Genomic DNA, 22,365 nt, shown 5'->3' with positions numbered 1-22,365 from the left:
AATCGCCCTTCTGGGAAAAACTGCCCACTTCAAGGGGATACGCCATAAGACAAACGGCCCGCCACATGGTTGCGGCAGACCGTTTGAAGTCACTTATCCGGTGCTGGTGCGGCGCTTATTTCGGCGCCAGAACCATCAGCATCTGCCGGCCTTCAAGGCGGGGATAGGCTTCCACTTTAGCTATTTCGGCAACGTCTTCCTGCACCCGGCGGAGCAAATCCATGCCAAGTTGCTGGTGCGCCATTTCCCGTCCGCGGAAACGCAGCGTGATCTTGACCTTGTCACCCTGTTCGATGAACTTGGTCACGTTCTTCATCTTCACATCATAATCATGCGTGTCGATGTTGGGACGCATTTTGACCTCTTTAATATCCTGGGTCTTCTGCGTCTTGCGTGCTGCGTTCGCCTTCTTCTGCGCCTCGTAGCGGAATTTGCCGACATCGAGGAACTTGCAGACGGGCGGATCGGAATTGGGCGCGACTTCGACCAGGTTCAGGCCGACCGCAGCCGCCCGTTCCATTGCATCACGTGTGTTGAGGACGCCGAGATTTTCACCATCGCCATCGATGACGCGGACTGTGTCGACTTTGATGAAATTATCGAAGCGCGGCCCGCTTTTGACGGGGGGCGATAATGAGCGCCGAGGTGGACGAGCTATTGTGGGGTCTCCTGTATCCGTTAAACTTGAGCTGTATTTAAGGGCAATCTTTCAAATTAGAAAGGGGTTCCCGTTATGTTGCCCGTTTCCACAAGGGGAAATGCAGCAATTTACCCTTCGCATGCAGCATCGCCATGATCGTATCAGCCGGTTGCATTGCCTGTACGATGGCCGGATCGGCCGCATTCATTCCGCCGGTCAGCGCGCCAAAAGCGGGCAAAATCAGGCGTTCGGCGCTGCCCGAGCCATGCACGAGGCAAGGTTTCCTGACCGGCCGGTTACGCAGCGTGACATGGAGCCGGGGGTGATAATGACCAGATATTTCCGGCCGCTTTTCTCCCTCCTGCGCCTGATGACGTAAGTGAATACCGCCGGTTTCTAGCGAATCCACCACTGCTCCGCCCAATTTATCACCCTCTGTCAGTTCCGAATCATGATTGCCGGTGATCCATATCCAGTCGGTCGACAGTGTCAGCGCGCGCAGCATTCCGGCGGCATAGGGTTCGAGCCGGCGGGCTCCTCCGTCATCATGAAAATTATCCCCCAGCGTGAAAACGCGCCGTGCGCCGGTTTCACGAATGGCTCTCGCCAATCGGTCCAGCGTTTCGCGGCTGTCATAGGGGGGCAGCATCTGTCCGTGCCCGGCATAGAAGCTTGCTTTTTCCAGATGCAGATCCGCCACGAGCAGAGCCTGCTCTTTGGGCCAATAGAGCGCATTGGCGCTGGTGAGGGCAAATTCATCCTGAGCGAACGAAACGGGAACCATGGCAATTCCTTGCCGTAAAGCAGAACAAATGGCAAGCGGATGACATTATGGAAAACTGGACCGCCCACACCGATCGCGCAAAAGACTGGTTCGAGAGCCTGAGGGACCGGATTTGCGCCACCTTCGAAGATATCGAGCGCGAGGCCGGCAGCGATGCCAGCTTCGATTATACGCCGTGGAATCGCAGCACGGAAAGCGATGACGAAGAAGGCGGGGGTGGTGTTCGCGGTGTGATGAAGGGCAAGGTCTTCGAAAAAGTGGGCGTGAATGTCTCCACCGTTTCAGGGCAATTCTCCCCCGAATTTGCCCGGACGATCCATGGCGCAGAGGACAATCCCGGCTTTACCGCAACCGGCATCAGCCTGGTCGCCCATATGGCCAATCCACATGTGCCGGCGGTGCATATGAACACCCGCTTCCTGACCACCAGCAAGGCGTGGTTTGGTGGCGGGGCCGATCTCAATCCGCCGATCCCCTATGAGGAGGATACGGAGGAGTTTCATGCCAATTTCCGCGCCGCCTGCGCGAAGCATAATCCGACCTATTACGAACGTTTCAGCAAATGGGCGGATGATTATTTCTTCATCCCGCATCGCAACGTATCGCGCGGTGTGGGGGGCATTTTCTACGACCATCTCGAATGCGGCAATGATGCCGAGTGGGAACGCAACTTCGCCTTCACGCAGGATGTCGGCACGACATTTCTGGACGTATTTCCGCGCCTTGTGCGCCGCCGGATGGGCATGGAATTTACGCCGGAGGAAAAGCGTCAGCAGCTCGAATGGCGCGGCCGCTACGCGGAATTCAATCTGGTGTATGACCGCGGCACATTGTTCGGCCTGAAGACAGGCGGCAATATCGATGCCATTTTGATGAGCCTGCCGCCGGAGGCCAATTGGAGCTGATCCATAACGTCACGGATCATGTGCAAATAGGCGTGCATGATTAAGATTCGTTCAGTGTAATGCTGATAAGCATCCTTTTTGTTGTAAACCGGCGGGAAATCGCCACATCATCGGCCCTGATATGCTGCGCCAATATGAACTAGTCGAACGGGTCAAGGAATACGCCCCCGACGCGGATGAAGCTCTGCTCAACCGCGCCTATGTCTATACCGTGCAGAAGCATGGCACGCAGAAGCGCGCCAGTGGCGATCCGTACTTCAGCCACCCGGTCGAAGTGGCGGGGTTGATGACTGATCTGAAACTGGATCAGGAAACGATCATCACCGCCTTGCTCCACGATACGGTGGAAGACACGCTGGCAACGATCGAGGATATTGAGGCGAATTTCGGGCCTCAGGTCGCGCGTCTGGTGGACGGTGTGACGAAACTGTCCAAGATCGAACAAATGCCCGAGAATGAGCGGGCGGCTGAAAATCTGCGCAAATTCCTGCTCGCGATGAGCGAGGATCTGCGCGTGCTGCTGGTCAAACTGGCCGACCGCTTGCACAATATGCGCACGCTGCATTTCATCAAAAAGCCGGAAAAGCGTCGCCGCATCGCGCGCGAAACCATGGATATCTATGCCCCGCTGGCCGAGCGTGTGGGCATGTATGAATATATGCGCGAAATGCAGTTGCTCGCTTTCGAACAGCTTGAGCCCGAGGGCTATTCCACCATTACCGGCAGGCTGGAATATATCCGCAGCCAGGAAGGCGGCCAGGTTGATGAGATCGCGCTGAAGATCAAGCAGGCGCTGGCTGAAGCCGATGTGAGCGTAGAAGTGTCGGGGCGGGAGAAGCACCCCTATTCCATCTGGAAAAAGATGGCCGAAAGGCATGTCAGCTTCGATCAGATCACCGACATCATGGCGTTCCGGGTGCTGACCGACACGTCCGAGGATTGTTACCGCGCGCTGGGCGTGTTGCATAGCAATTGGCAAATGGTGCCGGGGCGCTTCAAGGATTATATCTCTACCCCCAAGAGCAACGGCTATCGCAGCCTGCACACATCCTTGATTTATGCCGGGTCCATGCGGGTGGAAGTGCAGATCCGCACACGGGAAATGCACCGCCTCAATGAATTCGGACTGGCGGCGCATTGGGCGTATAAGCAGGGCGGGGACCGTCCGGATGGGCAGGTCGGTTGGCTACGCGATTTGATGGAAATCGTGGATTCGAGTCAGGACGCCGAAGAGCTGCTCGAACATACGAAGCTGGCGATTTATCAGGACCGGATTTTTGCCTTCACCCCCAAGGGGGCTTTGTTTCAGCTGCCCAAAGGCGCCACTCCGGTCGATTTTGCTTTCACCGTGCATACCGATCTGGGCGCGCAGACAGTTGGGGCCAAGATCAATGGCCGCCACATGCCGCTCAGAACGTCGCTCCAAAACGGCGATGTTGTCGAAATCATCAAGGGCGCCAACGCCGGGCCGGAATTGTCATGGCTGGGCTTTGTTGTCACCGGGAAGGCGCGCGCGGCCATTCGCCGGTCCGTGCGGATGAAAGAACGCGCCGAGATGATTGATCTCGGTCAGCAGCTGTTTGAGGAAATAGCCGACCGTGTCCCGGCCAAAATCGGCAAGAAGGCCATTCGTCTGGCCGTAGAGCGGCTGGAGCTCGAGGATGAGCAGGACCTGATGTATGCGGTGGGGTCGGCGAAGGTGACCGATCGCCAGGTGATGGAGGCTCTGGTGCCGGGCAGTACGGCAGATTTGCCCGAAGAGCCGCGCCGCGAACGGTCGATTTCGATCAAGGGCATGACGCCGGGCATGGCCTTCGACCTTGCCGATTGCTGCCACCCCGTGCCGGGGGACCGGATCGTCGGGTTGCGCAAGCCGGATTGCAATGTGGAAGTGCACACGATCAATTGTCTCGCACTGGCGGAGCAGGAGGGCGCGGATTGGGTCGATCTGTCATGGGGCGAACGCTCCGGCGGCGCTGTCGGGCGGCTGCGGGCGATGCTGTATGACCGGCCGGGAACGCTGGCGGAAATGGCCGGCATTTTTGCGCAAAACCATGCCAATGTGATCAATCTGTTATTCTTCCAGCGCGAAAGCCCGTTCCATTCCTATGATGTCGATCTGGAAGTGCAGGATCTGGCGCATCTGACCCGCATTCTGAGCGCATTACGGGCCTCTGATGCAGTAGCGCAGGCTGAACGTATTTAGGCGTTTACGGCCTGACTATTCTGGCGAGGCTGCGGCGAGATGCAGCGCAATATGCGCGCTGGCCAGGGATGCGCGGTTATCGAGCAGCGATTGGCGGCTGGATATCAGCTGCCGCTGGGCATCGAGAACGTCGAACAAGGATGCAAGCCCTTCACGGTAGAGAGCATCGGATTGGGCAAGGGCGCTTTCGCTTTCCATGATCGCTTCCTCCAGCGCATCACCGCGATCCGAATAGGCGCCGATCGCCACCAGCGAATTTTCGACTTCGCCAAGCGCCATCAGGAAGGTTCGCTGATACTCCGCCAGACTGGCCTGCGCCTGTGCCTCGGCAGCGGTGATTTCGGCGCGCCGGCGTCCGCCATCGAACAGGGGCAGGTTCAACGCTGCCCCCAGCCTTGCTACCATATCGGAAAACAGGCCGCTCACAGAGCCATCGCCGATCACCAGCTGGGCGGGGAATGTCAGCGACGGCATCAGATCCGAGCGTTCGATGCCGATTTGCGCAGCGGATTGAGCCAGGCGCATTTCGGCTGCGATGACATCTCCGCGCCGCCGCAGAAGATCAGTCGGGCCGCCCAGCGCCGGGCCGGTGGAATAAGCAGGTATGGCATGGAGGCCGCTGTCTTCCGCTACCTCTTGCTCTGCGGCCTGATCCTCCGCTGAGCCCGGGTCAAATATGCCGGGCTCACGTCCCAGCAAAACGGCGAGCGCATTCAGCGCTTCACTGCGCGAAATTTCTATCAACCCGCGGCCCGCTCGCGTCCGGGCAAGGTCAGAGGCTGCGCGGCGAACGTCCAGATTGGCCGCCAGCCCGGCTTGATAGCGCAGCGTCACGATGCGCAATGTCTGTTCCTGCAAGCTGGTCGATTCATCGAGCAAAGCGAGCTGTGCCCCCGTACGGCGATATTCGATATACTGGCTGGCAATGGCGGCGGCCACGATCCGGCGGCGATCGGCCAGCAAATATTCGGATTCAGCATATTCTGCGGCGGCTAGCTCGACTTCTGCTGACAGCCGGCCGGAGAGATCCGGGTCAAATTCGCCAAACAATCCGGCGGTGGCGCTATCGGACGGACCGCTGCCTGTGGCGATGTCTACCTGAGCAGAGCCATCAAGGGAGGGCAAGCGATCTGCCTTTTCGGCGCGCAGCAGCGCTGCCGCGGCGCGCAGGCGGTCCTGCGCGGCATCAATTTCCAGATTTGATTCAAGACCCTGAAGGATCAGCTGATCGAGAACGGGATCAGCAAAGCCTTTCCACCAATAATCATCCAACCCAGATGGAGGCAGATTGCCGGAAAATTCTTCCGGTGCGGTTAGCTGCGGCACGGTGTCCGCTGTTGGCGACACCGCCGCGCAGCCGGCCAGACTTATGGTGATGGTCAGAAGTGGAAGGGCAGATCTGCGGATCATGTCGGCGCCATTGTCATATCTTCATCAACATCGTCGATTTCTTCTTCCAGACGCTTCAGATCCACGTGGCGGGGCTGGCCGAACCGCGCGATGCCGAGATAAATGACCGGCGTCAGGAACAGGGTGAAAATACCGGCAATACCCAATCCCCCGAAGATGACCCAGCCGATCGACTGGCGGGCCTCGGCCCCGGCGCCGCTCGCCAGAATGAGCGGCAAAGCCCCCAGCACGGTGGAAATCAGCGTCATGGCAATGGGCCGCAGGCGCAGACCGGCGGCCTGTTCCACCGCTTCCCTGACGGTGCGGCCCTGATGGCGGAGCTGATCGGCAAATTCGACGATCAGAATTCCGTTCTTGGCCATCAGGCCGATCAGCATAACCAGCCCGATTTGCGAATAGATGTTGATCGAAATGCCCGACAGAAACAGCGACAGGATCGCCGCCGCCAGCGCGAAGGGGATGGTCAGCAACACCACCAAAGCACTGGTCAGGCTTTCAAATTGCGCGACCAGCACCAGAAATACGATGATCAGGGCAAAGGCATAAGTCAGCAGCAGATCGTTTGAGGTCTGCTCCAGACTTTCCGCTTCCCCTTGCAGCAGAATGGAAACATCATCGCCTAGCCTTTCGGTGGCCAGTCGCTCTATTTCATCCACCGCATCCTGCAACGGTACCCCGGCGGCGACATCGGCGCTGAGCTCAATGGCCCGGCGCTGCTCCACCCGGTCCAGTTCCGCCGCGACGCCTTGTTCCTCGATCTCGGTAACGCTGGAAAGGGGCACCAGCGCGCCGTCCGTGCCGCGAATAAACAGATTGCGCAGATCGTCCGGATTGGTGATCGACAGGGCCTGCGATGTCAGGAAAATCGGCACCGCCTGATCCCCGATATTGAGATCGGCAATATCCGCACCGCCGACCATCGCGCGCAGGGTTTGGGAAAGATCATCCAGATCAATTCCCAGATCTGCGGCCCGCCGCCGGTCGATCCGGATAGACAGCTGGGGCTGGGTGGGCTGATAGGAAATGTCGGGATTGGACAGAATGCCGGAATCGCGATCAATTGCGTCTGATAAAGCCAGTGCGGATTGATAGATCGTTGGATAATCGGAACCCGTCAGGGCGACTTCAATGCCGTCGCCGCTGCCACCAAAGCTCAGCGTACCGCGACCGCGCGCACTGACGCGCGAGCCGGGAATATCTCGCAGCTTTTCATTCAGTTCGGCCACGATGGCGCTTTGGCTGCGGGACCGATCGGCCCAATCGGCGAGATAGGCATTCACCTGCACCCGGTTGGGGTCATATCGCCCGACGATGGAGAAGGTGCTGACGATTTCACCACTATCGATATAGGGCTGCAAAACCGCCTCTATCTCATCCAGCTCTTTATCCATGAAGTCCAGCCCGACCCCGTCCGGCCCGGACGCCCAGACCGAAATGGACGCGCGGTCTTCCTCGGGCACCAGTTCACCCTCGAGCTGCGTATAGAGCAGCGCGGTTGCCCCCGCGAGAATCACAGCACCAGCAGTGACCAGTCTGCCGTGATCGAGGCACCAGTGCAGCATGTGATTATAGCGCTCATTCGCGCGGCGGCCCCATTGGGCGATGCGGCCCGCACCGTCCTGATCGCTGGTCAGATAAAGCCGCGCTGACAGTGCAGGCACCAGTGACAGGGCCACGAAGGAGGAAATAATAACAGCCACCGCGAGGACGAAGCCGAATTCGCGGAACAGCCGCCCGGCCTCTGAAGGCAGGAAACTGATCGGCACGAACACCGATACCAATACGGCGGTGGTGGCGACCACGGCAAAGAACACCTGCCGCACGCCGACAATCGCCGCCGCTTTCCGGCCCAGTCCCCTGTTTTGCAATCGCTGGATATTTTCGAGCACCACGATCGCATCATCAACCACGAGCCCGGTGGCCAGAACCAGCGCCAGCAAGGTGAGCAGATTGATTGAAAAGCCCATTGCCCACAGGCCGCACAGCACGCCGATCAAGGCAACGGGAATTGTCGTGGCAGGGACCAGGGTCGGCCGCCATGCGCGGAAAAACAGCAGCATCGTGGCGACCACCACCATGATGGTGAAACCCAGCGTGATCAGCACTTCGCGCACCGATTTGGAAATGAAATCCGCATCATCCGAAATGATCTGAACCTCGACATCATCAAATCGGTTGTTCAGCCGCTTCACCGCCGCGCGCACTGCATCGGAGATTTCGATCGTGTTCGAACTTGCCTGACGGACAATCCCCAGCCCGATCACGGGCGTCGCATCCAGCCGGACAAAGTTGGTCGCATTGGCGGGGGCGAGCGCGACCTCTGCGACATCGCCAATCCGCGTGTTTCCGGCAATCGTCACGTCGCGCAGTCGCGCTGGGTCGCTCGCGCTGGCATCTGCGCGGATCACCAATTGCTGTGCTTCGGAACGGAAGGACCCGACCGGCACATCATAGGGCGCATTGCGCAGGGCATCGGCGACGTCGCTCAGCGTCAGGCCAAAGCGGTTGAGCCGCGCAGGATCGACCGAAACGCGCATTTGTCGCTCGCGCGTGCCGAATTCATTGATACTGGCAACGCCTTGCGCGGTCAGCAATTCCGGCACGATGTCATTATCCACCAGATCGGTCAGCGCAGCTTCGCTCTGGCGGTTGCTGGACACGGCCAGAATCATGATCGGCTGCGCATCGGCGTCGGCTTTCACGATCCGCACTTGTTCAACCCGGTCCGGCAGATCGCGCGTCACCCGGCTGATCGCTTCGCGAACATCGGAAGCGGCCGTGTCCAGATTTACGCCGGGGTTGAATTCCACCCGGACGCGCGAGTTGTTTTCTTCGCTCGATGAGCGGATCTGGCGAATGCCCGACACGCGGGAGGCGGCATCTTCCAGAATGCTGGTGACTTCGGCATCCATCGTTTCCGGCGCGCCACCGGGCAAAGTGGCGGAGACGGAGACGATCGGCCGGTCAACATCGGGCAATTCGCGCACTTCGACGCCGCTCAGCGCGGCGAGGCCAGCCAGGACGATCAGCAGATTGAGAACACATACCAGCAGCGGTCGCTTGACGGCCAGCATTGGCAGGTCGTTCTTATCCTTCATTAGCGGAGCCCGCCGGTTGGATTCGGACCTTCTGCGGTGCGCGTTCGCTGGCCTGAACCAGGCGAATTTTCTGCCCATCGCGCAGTTTCTGCACGCCTTTGACGATTACGCGGTCGCTTTCCGACAGTTTCCCGCTGACGAAGGCATATCCATCACGGCGCGAGACAATCGTGACCGGCACGCGCCGGGCGGTGCCGTCATTCAGGACGAACAGATAGGACCCGTCACTGCCCCACAAGATCGCCTCTTCCGGCACCATCGGGCGGATCGTGCCTGGACCCTGAAATGTTACGCGGAAACTCATGCCGGGGCGCAAACTGTCATCACTATTCGGGATGACGGCGCGCACGATAAAGTCGCGGCCATTCTCGCTCGCGCGGCTATCGGTGGCGAGAATGCGGGCTTCAACGCCCCGCTTGGTATCTGAAAAAGGCACAGCCCGGACATTCTGACCCACGCGCAACTGGCCAAAGACTTCCTCCGGCGCGGAGAAATCGACATAGAGCGTGCTGCGCTGGTCAAGCCGCGCGATCGGTGTTGACGTGGTGACGCGGTCACCCGGATCAATCTCGGTTAGTCCGATATGGCCGGAGAAAGGCGCCCGCACTGTCCGGTCAGCAAGGCTGGCCTCCGCCTGTTTCAGCGCCACCTGTGCAGAGGCGAGCGCGGTTTCGCCAGCCTCTATCTGACTTTCGGAAATGGCGCCGGTGTCTTCAATTCGGCGATAGCGGCCGAGCAATTGATTGGCCTCGCGCACCTGTACCCTTGCGGCTTCCACGGCCAGACGTTCCTGTCGGGAATCGATCTGCAGCAATGTCTGGCCTTTGCGCACATAATCGCCCGCCTGAAACAGAACCTTGAGCACGCGCCCGTTGCTTTCGGGGTAAAGCTCTGCCGATTGTGCCGCCCGCGCGGTCCCGATGGCCTGTGTTTCGGTGCGATCCGCCTCACGCTGCAAATTCTCCGCAATCACCGCGACGGATTGTTCCTTGCGGTCATCCGCGCCGGATGAACAGCCGGAAAGTGCAAGACTAAGCAATGTCAGCAGGGCAAGGAGACGAAAAACATCCATGCGCTGTGCTTGCAGAATCGTAATTCACGGTAAAGGCGTAATATGGGCACTATCCAAATAAGCGGATTTTTGCCGAGGGTGAAGCATCAAGCGCTGCGATGAGTTTCCCTTCAATTGCCGGACTTTGCCGCCTCGGCGCCTTATTGTTTCATTTTCTTTACGCGCTGGGCTGACCCCAAAGAAATCGCATGAGGCGCGCAATTGCTGCGCGGTCCTGAGGCGTGCAGGGGGCAGTGTTCGGGCGCTCAGAGATGATTCCGCCAGACTGATCGCAATTTTTATCGCGCCGGTCGTTTTCCCTGCTGCCATCCCTTGTGCAGGCAGGGGTAAAAGACCTAAGTGTCGGATCAAGTCAATTTCAATGGAATGGGAGATTATATGTCCAGCGCCCCGAAGACCGGATCCGAACAAGCGCAAGAGATCGCACGGGTATTTGCATTGCAGCAGGAACATCAATGGGATGTCAAAGCCAGCAATGCTGCGCAGCGTAAGGCCAAGCTTGAAAAGCTGAAGGCGGCGGTTGAGGCGCATGCCGATGATATTGTTGCCGCCGTGCAGAAGGATACGCGCAAGCCCGAGGGCGAAGTGCGTGTTACCGAAGTCATGAATGTCACGGCCAATATTCAGCGCAATATCGACAATCTCGATGAATGGATGAAGCCGACGCCGGTCACGCCTTCGAACAATGAAGATGACAAGGCGATGATCCTTTATGAAGCACGCGGCGTGTGCCTGATCCTCGGTCCGTGGAACTTCCCGCTGGGGCTGACTTTCGGACCGCTTGCTGCCGCGATTGCTGCGGGCAATTGCTGCATGGTGAAGCTCACCGACCTGTGCCCTGCAACAGCCAGCATCGCCGCCAAGATCGTCAGCGAAGTCTTCGATGAAAACGAAGTCGCGCTGTTTGAAGGCGATGTGAGCGTGGCAGAAGAGCTGCTGGAACAGCCGTTCAGCCATATCTTCTTCACCGGCAGCACGCGCGTGGGCAAGATCGTGATGAGCGCTGCGGCCAAGCATCTGGCCAGTGTGACGCTGGAGCTGGGCGGCAAGAGCCCGGTCATCATCGACAAGGATGCCGATGTTGAGAAGATCGGTGCGGCGCTGGCCGGGGCCAAACAGTTCAATGGCGGACAGGCCTGCATCTCACCCGATTATGTGTTCGTGCCGAGCGACAAGCAGGACCAGCTGGTCGATGCGTTCAAATCCAATGTTGCCGCCAATATGTATGACGAAGATGGCACCTTCAAAAAGGACGCGATTGCGCAGATCGTGAATCAAAGCAATTTCGACCGGGTGAAGGGCATGTTTGACGACGCCGTGGCGCAAGGCGCGACGGTGGCTGCAGGCGGCGAAATGGATGATTCGGATCTGACCATCCGCCCCACCATGCTGACCGGTGTCACGCCGCAGATGAAGATTCTGCAGGATGAGATTTTCGCGCCGGTCCTGCCGGTGATGACCTATGAAGATCTCGATCAGGTGATCGGCTATATCTCTTCGCGCGATAAGCCGCTGGCGCTGTATATGTTCAGCAATGATCAGAACAATGTGCAGAAAGTACTCGATCGCACATCCTCGGGCGGCACCACCATCAATGGTGTGTTCTCGCACTATCTTGAAAACAACCTTCCCTTTGGCGGTGTGAACCAGAGCGGCACGGGCAGCTATCACGGCTATTTCGGCTTCAAGGCGTTCTCTCACGAACGGGCTGTTTATCTGCACCAGTAAGGCAGATCGGCCTCATCAAGCGGCCGCAATAAAGACCTGAATGGACGGCCGGTCCCTGGCGGGGCTGGCCGTTTGTTTTTGCTGAATTCTTCGGCGCGTATTCAGGGATTTTTGGCGCCAGTCTTCTGGCGCGCCGGTCCGGCTACAGATGTTGCAATGAGGGGCAAGGCTCCCTATTAACAGCTCAGCATCAAGAGTTGGGGCGACGCCCAACGCCAACCTGCCATCCCGGGCAAGGTGGTGCTCCTGCAAAGGAGGATGTGGCCTGATCGGCAATTATGCGGATGCAGCCACCGGCGTCGTTTCCCGAAACAAGGATAGACGCGAAGTGCCAATTACGATTCCCGACGATCTGCCCGCCCGGCGTCAGCTGGAAGAAGATGGCGTGATCGTTATGAGTGAGACCGATGCCGTAAGGCAGGAAATCCGCCCCTTGCGCATCGGATTGCTCAATCTCATGCCAGACAAGATCAATACAGAGGCGCAACTGGCGCGTCTGCTGGGTGGTACGCCGCTGCAAATTGAACTGACATTGGTCAGCATTACCGGTCACGTGCCGCGCAATACGCCGCTCGACCACATGGATGCGTTTTATCGGTCCTGGGAGGATGTGCGCAATGAGCGGTTTGACGGATTTATCATTACCGGCGCCCCGGTGGAGCATCTGGCTTTTGAAGATGTGACCTATTGGTCGGAATTGCAGGACATCTTCAACTGGACGCAGACCAATGTGCATCGCAGCCTGATGATTTGCTGGGCCGCGCAGGCGGCGCTTTACCACTTTTACGGTGTGCAGAAGCAATTGCTCGCACATAAGGCCTATGGCATTTTTGAACATCGCAATTTGGCGGCGACATCCCCGTATCTGCGGGGCTTTTCCGACGAATTCGCTGTTCCGGTTTCGCGCTGGACAGAGGTTTCCGAGCAGGAAATAGCCGGGATCAAATCACTGGAAGTGCTGGCTGACAGCGCGGAGACCGGGCTGTGCCTGCTGGATGATGCGCGTCATTCCATGCTCTATATGTTCAACCATCTGGAATATGACGCGGATACGCTTGCACGCGAATATCAGCGCGATCAGTTGCAAATTCCCGCGAATTATTTTCCGGACGGCAACCCAGAATTGCCGGTCCGCAACAATTGGCGCAGCCATGCCCAATTGCTGTTCGGCAATTGGATCAACGAGATTTACCAGACCACATCTTTCGATTTCGTCTAGCAGGTGCCCTGCGATGATTACGCGCGCAGGGCTTAAATTCACGTGGTTCTTGCGCAAGTCACTCAGGCGCTGCCGCTCTCGCTTCATCTACCAAGGCCCGCGCTTCTGCGCCCGCCCAGTCGAACCCGCCGGTGATCCGCCAGACTTCATGGCCCCCGGCATCATACATGACGGTCATCGGCAATTCTCCGCCGCCATAGCCAAAAGGCAGGTCGTTTTCCGGGTCCATCCAGGGGTGCAGATTGGGCAGGGGTGTTTCGGCAAAGAAGGCTTCGACCTGCTCTGCGCCGCCCATATCTTCGCTCACCACCATAACGCGGACATCATCGCCCAGCTCGCCCGCCAGTTCATTCAGCAGCGGCATTTCCGTGACGCAGGGCACGCACCATGTCGCCCACAGATTGAGCAACAGGGGCTTGCCGGTCATTTCCGATATATTCGCCGTCACACCGGCAGGGTCGGCAACTGTCACGGCGGGCAGCGGGGCGCCGACATGGCTCCGGTCCACTTCGCCGGTCAGTTCATCTGCCTTTTCGCCGGCAGAGTTTTCCTGTTGTTGCGCCTCTTCTGTGCTTTCCCTATCGCAAGCAGCAGTAAGCAGCGCCAGAAGAAGGGTGGACAAAAGCGTGAGTGAACGGGCCAAGAGCGACTCCAATCAGATGTGGGGCGGGCGTTTCGCCGAAGGGCCTAGCGCCATCATGCGCGAGATTAACGCATCTATTCCCTTCGACAAGGCCCTGTGGCGGCAAGATATCGCGGCCAGCAAAGTGCATGTCGCGATGCTGGGATCATGCGGGATCGTTTCCGCCGATGATGTCAAACAGATTGATCAGGGTCTGGACGCTGTCGCTGCGGAATATGAAGCGAATGGCGTGCCCGAGGACTGGGACCTCGAAGATATTCACATGACCACCGAAAGTCGCCTGTCCGAACTGATCGGCCCGGTGGCCGGGCGGCTGCACACAGCGCGGAGCCGAAATGATCAGGTGGCAACCGATTTCCGGCTCTGGACGCGCGAAGCGATGGACCAGATGGATGCCGGCCTGGCCGCTTTGCAGCGCGCCCTGGTTACGCGTGCCGGCGAACATGCGGATAGCATCATGCCCGGCTTCACCCATTTGCAAACCGCGCAGCCTGTCACGCTCGGCCACCATCTGATGGCCTATTACGAAATGATCCGGCGTGATCGCTCGCGGTTTCAGGATGCACGCCGGCGGATGAATGAAAGCCCGCTGGGCAGTGCCGCGCTGGCCGGAACGGGTTTCCCGATTGACCGGGAAATGACGGCGCAGGCCATGGATTTCGACCGCCCGACTGCCAACAGTCTGGATGCGGTGTCCGACCGTGATTTCGCGCTCGATTATCTGCAGGCGGCGGCGCAATGTTCCTTGCATCTGTCGCGGCTGGCGGAAGAGTTCATCATCTGGGCCAGCCAGCCCTTCGGCTTTGTGCGGATGCCCGATACGCTGTCCACCGGCAGTTCGATCATGCCGCAAAAGAAGAACCCCGATGCGGCCGAATTGGTGCGTGGCCATGCCGGACGCATCATTGGCTGCGCGACCGCGCTGATGGTGACGATGAAAGGCCTGCCGTTGGCCTATTCGAAGGATATGCAGGACGACAAGCCGCCCGTGTTCGAAGCGGCCAGCCTGCTCGGCCTGTCGGTCGCCGCGATGACGGGGATGGTGGCTGATGCCACCTTCCGCACGGAAAAGATGCGTAAAGCGGCTGAGCTGGGTTATGCCACCGCCACCGATCTGGCTGACTGGCTGGTGCGCGAGGCGGATATCCCCTTCCGCGAGGCCCATCACATCACCGGTGCCGCAGTAAAGCTGGCCGAAAGCAAAGGCGCTGCGCTGGAGGAACTTTCGATGGCTGAACTGAAAGCGATTGATGAGCGGATTGACGAGCGGGTTTACAACGCCTTGTCGGTCGAGGCTTCGGTCGCCGCACGTTGCAGCCTGGGCGGCACGGCGCCCGATCAGGTCCGCCATCAGGTCGGTCTTGCCCGACAAGCTCTGGAAATGGACCAATGATGCGCGGTAATCATCTGGCGGCACTGGCCGCCGGAATGGCTGCTTTGCTGGCGCTGACCGGTTGCGGGCAGAAGGGCAATCTGCGGCTGCCGGAAGGGGAAACGCCGCCACCCGTCGCTTATGGTGAAAGTGAAAGCGCCGGTTCCAAAGAACTTCTTGAACTCCCCTCTCAGGCGGCGCCGGAACGCAGCGTGGAGCTGCGAAAACGGTCGGAGGAGCGCGAAGACGATCCTTTTGACCTACCCCCGGAAGATTAAGACTCATGGACCATTTTGAAATTCGCAATGGCGAGATGTTCGCCGAAAACGTGCCGCTTGCCACCATCGCAGCCGAAGTCGGCACGCCGGTATATGTCTATTCGCATTCCACGTTGCAGCGTCACGCGCAGGTGTTTCGCGATGCACTGTCCGCGCTGCCGCGCAAGCATCTGGCCTTTGCCGTAAAATCCAATCCCAACCTTTCCGTTCTCAGCGTGCTGCGCGATGAAGGATATGGCGCGGATGTCGTGTCCGAAGGCGAAATGAAGCGCGCACTGGCTGCTGGTATTCCCGCCAGTGACATCGTCTTTTCGGGCGTTGGCAAAAGCCGCCGCGAACTGGCTGCCGCACTTGATGCAGGGATCGGCCAGTTCAACATCGAAAGTGAAGAAGAAGGTGTCGAGCTGGCGGAAATCGCGCGGGACAAGGGGGGGCACGCTGTGGCCACCCTGCGCGTCAATCCCGATGTCGATGCGGGCACACATGCAAAGATTTCGACCGGCAAGGCGGAAAACAAGTTTGGCGTTGCTTATCATGATGCAGCGGAGATTTATGCGCGGCTTTCGGCTTGCGAAGGGCTGAATCTGCGCGGTCTGGCGGTGCATATTGGCAGCCAGATTTCTGATCTCGCCCCCTCACGGGCAGCATTCGAGAAAATGGGCGAACTGATGCGGCAGCTGCGCAGCGCTGGTCATTCAGTAACCCATATGGATCTAGGCGGCGGTCTGGGTGTACCATATCGGCTCGGCGAAACACTGCCCGGTCCGGATGATTATGGCGCGATGGTCGCTGAAGTCACGCGGGACTGGGACGCCACGATCATGTTTGAACCCGGCCGGGTCATCACCGGCAATTCGGGCGTGCTGATCACCGAAGTCATCCGCGTGAAACCCGGTGTTTCCGCGCCTTTCGTGGTGGTGGATGCGGCGATGAACGATCTGGCGCGGCCGTCGCTTTATGATGCCTGGCACGATTTTCTGGCCGTGCGTCCGCGGGGGGAGATGATGGAAGCCCATATTGTCGGCCCGATTTGTGAAAGTTCGGACACTTTCGCCAAAAACCGCACGATCGACGTGGTTGAGGCAGGTGATCTGGCCGTGTTCCGTACAGCCGGTGCCTATGGGGCAACCATGGCCAACACCTATAACAGTCGCGCTCTGGTGCCGGAAGTGATGGTTAAGGGCGATAAATGGGCGGTGGTGGCCGACCGGATCGAACCGGAAACCATCTTCGCGGCTGAACGGCTGCCTGACTGGCTGAGCTGATATGCGCAGCCTCCCGCTCTTCCACCGGATCGCAGACCGGCCCGTGCTGGTGCTCGGCGATGGGGCTATGGCAGAGCCAAAGCGCCGGCTGGTCGAGCGTGCCGGAGGCCGCGTGATCAGTGATGAGGCGGAGGGAATCGCTCTGGGCGCGCGGCTGGCCTTCATTGCCCTTGAAGATGCGGAAGCCTGCGCTCTGGCATCGGTCCGTCTGCGCAAAGCCGGCGTGCTGGTGAATGTCGTTGATCAGCCGGATTTGTGTGAATTCACGACGCCCAGCCTGCTGGAGCGTGACCCGGTGCTGATTGCGATTGGCACATCGGGCGCGTCAGCGGGTCTTGCCAAGCAATTGCGGTTGCGGCTGGAGGCCTTGCTGCCTGCCAGTCTTGGCCGGCTGGCACAGGCCCTGAATTATCGCCGTAAGGATATCCGCGCCCGTTACCCCGATGGCGGAGACCGGCGGCAGGCTCTCGACGCCGCACTGGGGCGCAACGGACCGCTCGACCCGCTGGATGAAGGCAGCGCGGACCGCATGGATGCATGGCTGCAGGCACCACGCGCAGCACCGGCATCGGGCGTGGTAGAATTGCATATTTCCAGCGACGATCCTGAAGATCTGACCTTTCGTCAGGCGCGGCTGATGGGCAGTGCCGACCGGATATTTTATGACAGCGGCATTGCGCCGCAAATTCTCAATCGCGCGCGCGCGGATGCGGAGCGGATCGAGCTGGATCAGGCCGAGTGCATGGACGACCTGCCCGGATTGTCCTTGATCATGCGCCGGATCCCTGACTGACGCGGCTTCGGAATGCATGGCAGAGCGGCGTTCCGCCGGTTTGTCACGCACACTGAATTGGCAGCATCGGGGAAATTTCCACTTTTCTGTGCATCTCCTACGCCACCGGGGAAGCGTGAGGGGAGCCGTCCGATGATCGCCCAGCCCAAGCGGGCTGCTTTGGTTCAGCCTGTCCGGAACGCCTTCAAGTCCGCCAGTTCATTCTTGCGCAGGGTCAGAACCTCGACGCCATCACTGGTCACGGCCACCGTATGTTCGAATTGTGCGGAGAGTTTTCCGTCCTCGGTCACGACCGTCCAGCCGTCATCCAGATCGGCGATCTTGCGGCTGCCTTCATTCAGCATCGGTTCGATGGTGAAGACCATGCCCTCGCGCAGTTCCAGCCCCTGACCCGCACGGCCGAAATTGAGCACTTGCGGCTCTTCATGCATTTCGCGCCCGATTCCATGGCCGCAGAATTCGCGCACCACGGAATAGCCGTGTTTGCGTGCGTGTTGGGCAATTGCATGGCCGACATCCCCTAAATGCGCGCCGGGGCGGACCTGCCGAATGCCTTTCCACATGGCCTCCTGCGTCACCCGGACCAATCGGCGGGCGTGTGGGGGAGGATTGCCGGTCAGATAGGTCTTGCTCGAATCGGCGATGAAGCCGTTCTTCTCCAATGTGATATCGAAATTGACGATATCGCCATCTTTCAGAACCGCTCGCGGGTCCGGCATGCCGTGGCAGACAACGTCGTTGATCGAGCAATTGAGCACATATTTATAGCCATATTGGCCTTTGCTTGCCGGACGAGATGCCAGATCGGCGGTGATGAAGTGCTCCACCAGATCATTGACCTCCATTGTCGTCATGCCGGCAAGCGGGAGATCGTCGAGCATTTCCAGCACAGAGGCCAGCAACTTGCCGGAGATGCGCATCAGAGCGATCTCATCAGGCGTCTTGATCATGTTAGGCATCTTCACAGGCCGGGGATTGAGCGTCTGCCTGTGCCATCCTGAGTTTGACGATTTCGTGGAAGGATAATGTCGGATTGGCTTCCGCCAGCTTGCCAATGGTCATCCAGAATTCGGCCTGTGCGTTGATGCTGCGGCACATGGCCGTGCTGACGCGGCGCAAATCCTCATGCAATTCGTCACCAATTTTCACGATACCCATATATGCACCATATCCTTTATATATGGATCGTATATGGTTCGTATAAGGCTAAGTCAAACCATCAGCTGGCGGTGCTCAGAATGCTGACCCGGCCAACGCGTCGATGGCGGCCTGCAAAATCACGGCGGCAGCATGCGAATCGATTCGCTCGGCGCGTTTGGCGCGGGACAAATCCTGCGCGATCATGGCGCTTTCGGCACTGGTGGTTGACCAGCGCTCATCCCACAGCAAAATCGGCAGGCCCAGCGGGGCGAGATTGCGCGCATAGGCGCGGCTGGATTGCGCCCGCGGCCCCTGCGAACCATCCATATTGAGCGGCAGGCCAAGCACGATGCCCTTTGCCATGCGCTGGCTCACCAGCTTTTCCAGCTCGCTCAGATCATGCGTGAACTTGCCGCGTTTCAGCGTTTTTCCCGGGCTGGCAAAGCTCCAGCCTGCATCACAAAATGCGGTGCCAATGGTTTTCGTGCCGAGATCCAGACCGAGGAGAACGCCCCCATCGGGCAGCGCATCGCCAAATTCCAGCGCGCCGGTGGCGATTATTGGTTTTGCGTCCACGTCTTCACCCGTCTTGCCACATCTGCCTGCACATTCCGCCAGAACAGCGGAATATCGTAAACGTGATAATTATTGCCCGGTAACACATAGGGACCAAGATCCGGCCCTTCTCCGATCAGCAACAGGCCTTGTTCGTCACACCGCGCCGGAACCACGCCTGGCACCAATTCACCGGATGTCAGCTGATCATTGGGAAAGAGTGTGCCCAGATTGTCGCGCGGGGGTGCTTCCCCGCCCATCGTGCCGGTAATCGGATTGGCGCAGAGTATGGGGCTTTCGCCGCGCAGTTCACCGTCAAAGCCCATTGAATCGCCATAGATGGTCAGCACGCGGCCGGGTTTTGCCGGCTCCCCGAAACTTGACCAGGTCGAAATGCAACTTGCCTGATCCGGCGTGTCGCAGGCGGGCAGGCCGAGTTCCGGCAGATCATGCTCCACCGATATCGGCCAGCCAACCGGATAGAATGCCGCGATGCGTTGCTGCAGCGGCGTTCCGGCGATCCGGTCATGCATCAGCCGCAGCAAATGCAGCGATCCCTGACTGTGTCCCGCCAGCACGATCGGCATGTCGGGATCGGTGTGTTCGAGGAAGTAGTCGAATGCTTGCTCGACATCGCGATAGGCCGCGTCGATGGCTTGCTGCGCTTCTTCCGAATTGGTCAGGAAGGCGCCGAAGGTGGCCTGGCGATAGCGCGGTGCCCATATTTCGCTCGCCTGATTGAACGGACTGGCCAGCCCATGGACGAACAATCGCGCGCGTTTCTGCGATTCGGGATCATTCAGCGGCGCATTCCACTGCGAGCGATCCAGATAGCTGGTCGGATGGACGAAGAAGACTGCGAAAGGCAGCCGCTCTGATTTGGCCGGGAAAGTGGCCGGGGGGGCGGGAGCAGCGGGTGAGGCTAAGGTCGCAGCGGAAGCGTCCTCGGCAACGACTGCCTCATCATCCGAATCTGCCTCGCTCTCCTCGACAGCCAAAGCAGGCCGTTCAATCGGTTGCCAGCGCGCAGGGTTTTCACCCGCGTCCATTCCCTCGCGCGAAAACCACATGGCGGGATCGGCATAGGCATTGGTTTCAAGCGGCGCCTGTTCGACAAAGTCAGTCTGGGGCACGAAGGCGATTTCAGTCAGTTCGTCCGACCAGATGCGCAATGCGGCGAGCGCGGCAATCACGAGCACGATCAGCGCCGCGATAACGTAGAGAAATTTACGGGCCATTATTCGGTTTCTTTGGAGGGGGTGCCAGTGCCGTCAGTCAGAGACTGAAAATGACGGTCATTGCTGCGGGCGCGCTGTTCCAGCACGACCTTGATCATCGCGAGCAGCGGATCGGCCAGAAACAGGCCGAGAATGCCAAACAGGATACCCATCACCAGCTGCATGGCTAGCACCAGAGCAGGCGCCAGATCGACGGTTTTTCGGGCGATCATCGGGATCACCAGATATCCATCCAGCGTCTGGACGAAGATATACACAAAGATGGTGTAAAGCCCTGTTTCAGTGCTGACAGAAAAGCCAACCAGCGCCATCAACAAGCCGGAAATGACTGCCCCCACATTCGGGATGAAAGCCAGCAATCCGGTCAGAATCCCTAGCAAAACAGCCATAGGAACGCCGTAAAATGCCAGCATCAGATAGGTGAACAGGCCTTCAAACACCATGCCGAGGATGCGGCCGGCCATCAGGCGGCGCATCGTCTGCGCCATTTCGGTGATCGTGCTGTAAAAGTCAGACCGGCGTTTGCGCGGCAAAATCCACGCGACACCGCGTTCATAAAGCCGCGGCTCCAAGGCAACATAAATGCCGATAATGACGATCAGAAACAGCGTGGTAAGCCCGCCGAAAACGCCGGTCAGAGCGCGGGTGACAGTGCCGACGCCGCTCATCAACTGCCCGGCGATGCTCTGCACATTTTCGGCGCGAATCGACAGCCCGTTTTTCTGCGCCCAGCTGATCAGCCTGTCGGCCTGCGTGGCGACCACTTCAGGCAGTGCCGCGGCCTGCTGCGCAACCTGGGAGCCGGCAAAATAGCCCAGCCAGACCAGAAAGCCGGTAGCTAGGATAAGGATCATGATGATTCGCCAGCTGCGGGGCAGGGGCAAAATCTTGCCCAGCAGACGCGCACCACCATCAATGATCGCGGCGAACACCATCGCACCGAAAATAACCAGCAGCGATTGGGAAATGTAAACAGTCAGCAGGGCGATGCCGACCACTGCGACCCAGACAAACGCGCGGCCAGCTTCCATCCGCAATTGCGGGTCAACGATATGGCTCGGGCTGGCACCCATGCTTTTATCGTTGTCGGAAGAGTCTTTCATTCGGATTGTCCAATAGTGTCGGTATCGCTGTCAGCATCAGGTATGATGGCCGGGCGCAGGCTGGTCCATGCGCGGCCTTTCCGCAATGCACCGATCCAGCTGAGCGGATTCCAGTTCTCGCTACCATCAATCGAAAAGGTAATGAATTCAGCGCGTCCGCCAATATTGGCCATCGGCACCGGACCGCCCAGACCATTGCCATAGGGGCCTGCCGGTGCGCGGCTATCAGCAGAATGGTCGCGATTATCGCCCATCACGAAGACCGAATCCTCCGGCACCGTGATTTCCGGCATATTGTCGAGCGGCTGACGAATATGGTCGATCACCAGATAGGTGGCCCCATTGGGCAGCGTTTCACGGTAGGTGGGCGGCTCATAATAGGCGCTGCCATCTGCCTCGGTCACCCGGTAGTCTGCGAAATCGGCGAGGCAAAGTTCCAGCCCGCAATATTGTTCATCGGCGGCCGGAATTTTCACAGGCGGCACCGTCTCGCGCGGAATAGGCTGCCCGTTCAGGATGATACGGCCATCGACGAGGGCGATACGGTCCCCGGGCAAAGCGACGACGCGCTTGATCAGGTCTTCTTTGCGGTCTGGCGGAACGGGCACGACAATATCGCCATATTCCGGGGTTGAGGGCGCGATGCGCCAGTCGGAGCGCTTAAGTACATGGAAAGACGCCGACACCCAGCTCCACCCATAGGGATACTTGCTCACGACCAGACGATCACCCACCAGAAGCGTGGGCATCATGGAGCCAGAGGGGATGTAAAACGGCTTCGCGATCAAAGTATGAAACGCCACCACCGCAAGCAGCATCAGCACCAGCCCGCGAATCTCGTGCAGCCAGTTTACCTTCTCCGCCTTGGGATCTGACGCCTTCTTTTTCCTGAACATCACACTCTTTTCATTCACAA

20 protein-coding genes and 1 riboswitch are annotated in these 22,365 nt (G+C 59.0%); of the genes, 8 read left to right on the top strand and 12 right to left on the bottom strand.

All coding sequences use genetic code 11. The features are described from left to right. Positions 1–115: 115 nt before the first annotated feature. Positions 116–658, bottom strand: coding sequence for a translation initiation factor IF-3 (gene infC / locus GRI91_RS14320; RefSeq protein WP_160737475.1), 543 nt, complete (start codon positions 656–658; stop codon positions 116–118). A gap of 73 nt (positions 659–731) precedes the next feature. Continuing rightward, positions 732–1,424 carry a ligase-associated DNA damage response endonuclease PdeM gene (gene pdeM, locus GRI91_RS14315; protein WP_160737364.1) on the bottom strand — a complete coding sequence of 231 codons (693 nt, stop codon included), beginning with the start codon at positions 1,422–1,424 and terminating at the stop codon, positions 732–734. A gap of 47 nt (positions 1,425–1,471) precedes the next feature. On the opposite strand from pdeM, the gene hemF reads away from it, so the two are divergent. After that, complete coding sequence (gene hemF / locus GRI91_RS14310; protein WP_160737363.1) at positions 1,472–2,329, top strand: oxygen-dependent coproporphyrinogen oxidase; 858 nt, start codon at positions 1,472–1,474, stop codon at positions 2,327–2,329. Positions 2,330–2,450: 121 nt separating this feature from the next. Then, complete coding sequence (locus tag GRI91_RS14305; protein ID WP_160737362.1) at positions 2,451–4,535, top strand: RelA/SpoT family protein; 2,085 nt, start codon at positions 2,451–2,453, stop codon at positions 4,533–4,535. 15 nt (positions 4,536–4,550) lie between these two features. Here GRI91_RS14305 and GRI91_RS14300 read toward each other — a convergent pair whose 3' ends face one another. The 3 genes from GRI91_RS14300 to GRI91_RS14290 are packed head-to-tail and all read right to left on the bottom strand — an operon-like array spanning position 4,551 to position 10,115. Further along, complete coding sequence (locus tag GRI91_RS14300) at positions 4,551–5,945, bottom strand: efflux transporter outer membrane subunit (protein WP_160737361.1); 1,395 nt, start codon at positions 5,943–5,945, stop codon at positions 4,551–4,553. Further along, a complete protein-coding gene (locus GRI91_RS14295) occupies positions 5,942–9,043 on the bottom strand; it encodes an efflux RND transporter permease subunit (RefSeq protein WP_160737360.1) in 3,102 nt (1,033 codons plus the stop codon). Before GRI91_RS14295 ends, GRI91_RS14300 begins: the two co-directional genes overlap by 4 nt. Further along, complete coding sequence (locus tag GRI91_RS14290) at positions 9,033–10,115, bottom strand: efflux RND transporter periplasmic adaptor subunit (protein ID WP_160737359.1); 1,083 nt, start codon at positions 10,113–10,115, stop codon at positions 9,033–9,035. The genes GRI91_RS14295 and GRI91_RS14290 overlap by 11 nt, the downstream gene beginning before the upstream one ends. Before the next feature lie 378 nt (positions 10,116–10,493). Between GRI91_RS14290 and GRI91_RS14285 the strand changes: the two genes are divergently transcribed. Continuing rightward, positions 10,494–11,843: an aldehyde dehydrogenase family protein gene (locus GRI91_RS14285; protein ID WP_160737358.1), complete on the top strand. Its 1,350-nt coding sequence runs from the start codon at positions 10,494–10,496 to the stop codon at positions 11,841–11,843. Positions 11,844–12,025: 182 nt separating this feature from the next. Next, positions 12,026–12,133: riboswitch (SAM-I-IV-variant riboswitch) on the top strand. Between the two features lie 38 nt (positions 12,134–12,171). Continuing rightward, positions 12,172–13,062, top strand: coding sequence for a homoserine O-acetyltransferase/O-succinyltransferase family protein (locus GRI91_RS14280; protein ID WP_160737357.1), 891 nt, complete (start codon positions 12,172–12,174; stop codon positions 13,060–13,062). 58 nt (positions 13,063–13,120) lie between these two features. Here GRI91_RS14280 and GRI91_RS14275 read toward each other — a convergent pair whose 3' ends face one another. Beyond that, positions 13,121–13,705: a TlpA family protein disulfide reductase gene (locus GRI91_RS14275; RefSeq protein ID WP_160737356.1), complete on the bottom strand. Its 585-nt coding sequence runs from the start codon at positions 13,703–13,705 to the stop codon at positions 13,121–13,123. Positions 13,706–13,721: 16 nt separating this feature from the next. On the opposite strand from GRI91_RS14275, the gene argH reads away from it, so the two are divergent. From argH to GRI91_RS14255, 4 genes are read left to right on the top strand one after another with little or no spacing between them, the layout of a single operon-like run. Further along, positions 13,722–15,098, top strand: a complete 1,377-nt coding sequence (argH, locus tag GRI91_RS14270; protein ID WP_160737474.1) for an argininosuccinate lyase — start codon at positions 13,722–13,724, stop codon at positions 15,096–15,098. After that, positions 15,095–15,355 (top strand): LPS translocon maturation chaperone LptM, encoded by a 261-nt coding sequence (gene lptM / locus GRI91_RS14265; protein ID WP_237437911.1) that lies wholly within the window; start codon positions 15,095–15,097, stop codon positions 15,353–15,355. The genes argH and lptM overlap by 4 nt, the downstream gene beginning before the upstream one ends. Before the next feature lie 5 nt (positions 15,356–15,360). Then, positions 15,361–16,620 (top strand): diaminopimelate decarboxylase, encoded by a 1,260-nt coding sequence (gene lysA, locus GRI91_RS14260; protein WP_160737355.1) that lies wholly within the window; start codon positions 15,361–15,363, stop codon positions 16,618–16,620. A 1-nt stretch (position 16,621) separates the two neighbouring features. After that, a complete protein-coding gene (locus GRI91_RS14255; RefSeq protein WP_160737354.1) occupies positions 16,622–17,413 on the top strand; it encodes a precorrin-2 dehydrogenase/sirohydrochlorin ferrochelatase family protein in 792 nt (263 codons plus the stop codon). A 164-nt stretch (positions 17,414–17,577) separates the two neighbouring features. Here GRI91_RS14255 and map read toward each other — a convergent pair whose 3' ends face one another. From map to lepB, 6 genes are all read right to left on the bottom strand, one after another. Beyond that, entirely contained in the window at positions 17,578–18,363 is a 786-nt protein-coding gene (gene map, locus GRI91_RS14250) for a type I methionyl aminopeptidase (RefSeq protein ID WP_160737353.1), read from the bottom strand. A 1-nt stretch (position 18,364) separates the two neighbouring features. Further along, entirely contained in the window at positions 18,365–18,571 is a 207-nt protein-coding gene (locus GRI91_RS14245; protein ID WP_160737352.1) for a ParD-like family protein, read from the bottom strand. A gap of 75 nt (positions 18,572–18,646) precedes the next feature. Next, a complete protein-coding gene (ruvX, locus tag GRI91_RS14240) occupies positions 18,647–19,129 on the bottom strand; it encodes a Holliday junction resolvase RuvX (RefSeq protein ID WP_337190381.1) in 483 nt (160 codons plus the stop codon). Further along, positions 19,111–20,346 carry a DUF3089 domain-containing protein gene (locus tag GRI91_RS14235; protein ID WP_160737351.1) on the bottom strand — a complete coding sequence of 412 codons (1,236 nt, stop codon included), beginning with the start codon at positions 20,344–20,346 and terminating at the stop codon, positions 19,111–19,113. The genes ruvX and GRI91_RS14235 overlap by 19 nt, the downstream gene beginning before the upstream one ends. Continuing rightward, complete coding sequence (locus GRI91_RS14230; RefSeq protein ID WP_160737350.1) at positions 20,346–21,449, bottom strand: AI-2E family transporter; 1,104 nt, start codon at positions 21,447–21,449, stop codon at positions 20,346–20,348. The genes GRI91_RS14235 and GRI91_RS14230 overlap by 1 nt, the downstream gene beginning before the upstream one ends. Beyond that, positions 21,446–22,345: a signal peptidase I gene (gene lepB / locus GRI91_RS14225; RefSeq protein WP_160737349.1), complete on the bottom strand. Its 900-nt coding sequence runs from the start codon at positions 22,343–22,345 to the stop codon at positions 21,446–21,448. The genes GRI91_RS14230 and lepB overlap by 4 nt, the downstream gene beginning before the upstream one ends. Positions 22,346–22,365 lie beyond the last annotated feature (20 nt).

Origin of the sequence: Altericroceibacterium endophyticum (assembly GCF_009827595.1) — a bacterium.
GTDB lineage: Bacteria > Pseudomonadota > Alphaproteobacteria > Sphingomonadales > Sphingomonadaceae > Altericroceibacterium > Altericroceibacterium endophyticum.
Note: the sequence above shows the minus strand (reverse complement) of the source record. Positions and strands in the feature narration are given on the sequence as shown.

Coding starts and splice junctions, on each gene's coding strand:
- pdeM (WP_160737364.1), bottom strand. CDS start 1,424: ATGGTTCCCGTTTCGTTCGCTCAGGATGAATTTGCCCTCACCAGCGCC.
- hemF (WP_160737363.1), top strand. CDS start 1,472: ATGGAAAACTGGACCGCCCACACCGATCGCGCAAAAGACTGGTTCGAG.
- GRI91_RS14305 (WP_160737362.1), top strand. CDS start 2,451: ATGCTGCGCCAATATGAACTAGTCGAACGGGTCAAGGAATACGCCCCC.
- GRI91_RS14300 (WP_160737361.1), bottom strand. CDS start 5,945: ATGATCCGCAGATCTGCCCTTCCACTTCTGACCATCACCATAAGTCTG.
- GRI91_RS14295 (WP_160737360.1), bottom strand. CDS start 9,043: ATGAAGGATAAGAACGACCTGCCAATGCTGGCCGTCAAGCGACCGCTG.
- GRI91_RS14290 (WP_160737359.1), bottom strand. CDS start 10,115: ATGGATGTTTTTCGTCTCCTTGCCCTGCTGACATTGCTTAGTCTTGCA.
- GRI91_RS14285 (WP_160737358.1), top strand. CDS start 10,494: ATGTCCAGCGCCCCGAAGACCGGATCCGAACAAGCGCAAGAGATCGCA.
- argH (WP_160737474.1), top strand. CDS start 13,722: ATGTGGGGCGGGCGTTTCGCCGAAGGGCCTAGCGCCATCATGCGCGAG.
- lptM (WP_237437911.1), top strand. CDS start 15,095: ATGATGCGCGGTAATCATCTGGCGGCACTGGCCGCCGGAATGGCTGCT.
- lysA (WP_160737355.1), top strand. CDS start 15,361: ATGGACCATTTTGAAATTCGCAATGGCGAGATGTTCGCCGAAAACGTG.
- GRI91_RS14255 (WP_160737354.1), top strand. CDS start 16,622: ATGCGCAGCCTCCCGCTCTTCCACCGGATCGCAGACCGGCCCGTGCTG.
- map (WP_160737353.1), bottom strand. CDS start 18,363: ATGATCAAGACGCCTGATGAGATCGCTCTGATGCGCATCTCCGGCAAG.
- GRI91_RS14245 (WP_160737352.1), bottom strand. CDS start 18,571: ATGGGTATCGTGAAAATTGGTGACGAATTGCATGAGGATTTGCGCCGC.
- GRI91_RS14235 (WP_160737351.1), bottom strand. CDS start 20,346: ATGGCCCGTAAATTTCTCTACGTTATCGCGGCGCTGATCGTGCTCGTG.
- GRI91_RS14230 (WP_160737350.1), bottom strand. CDS start 21,449: ATGAAAGACTCTTCCGACAACGATAAAAGCATGGGTGCCAGCCCGAGC.
- lepB (WP_160737349.1), bottom strand. CDS start 22,345: ATGTTCAGGAAAAAGAAGGCGTCAGATCCCAAGGCGGAGAAGGTAAAC.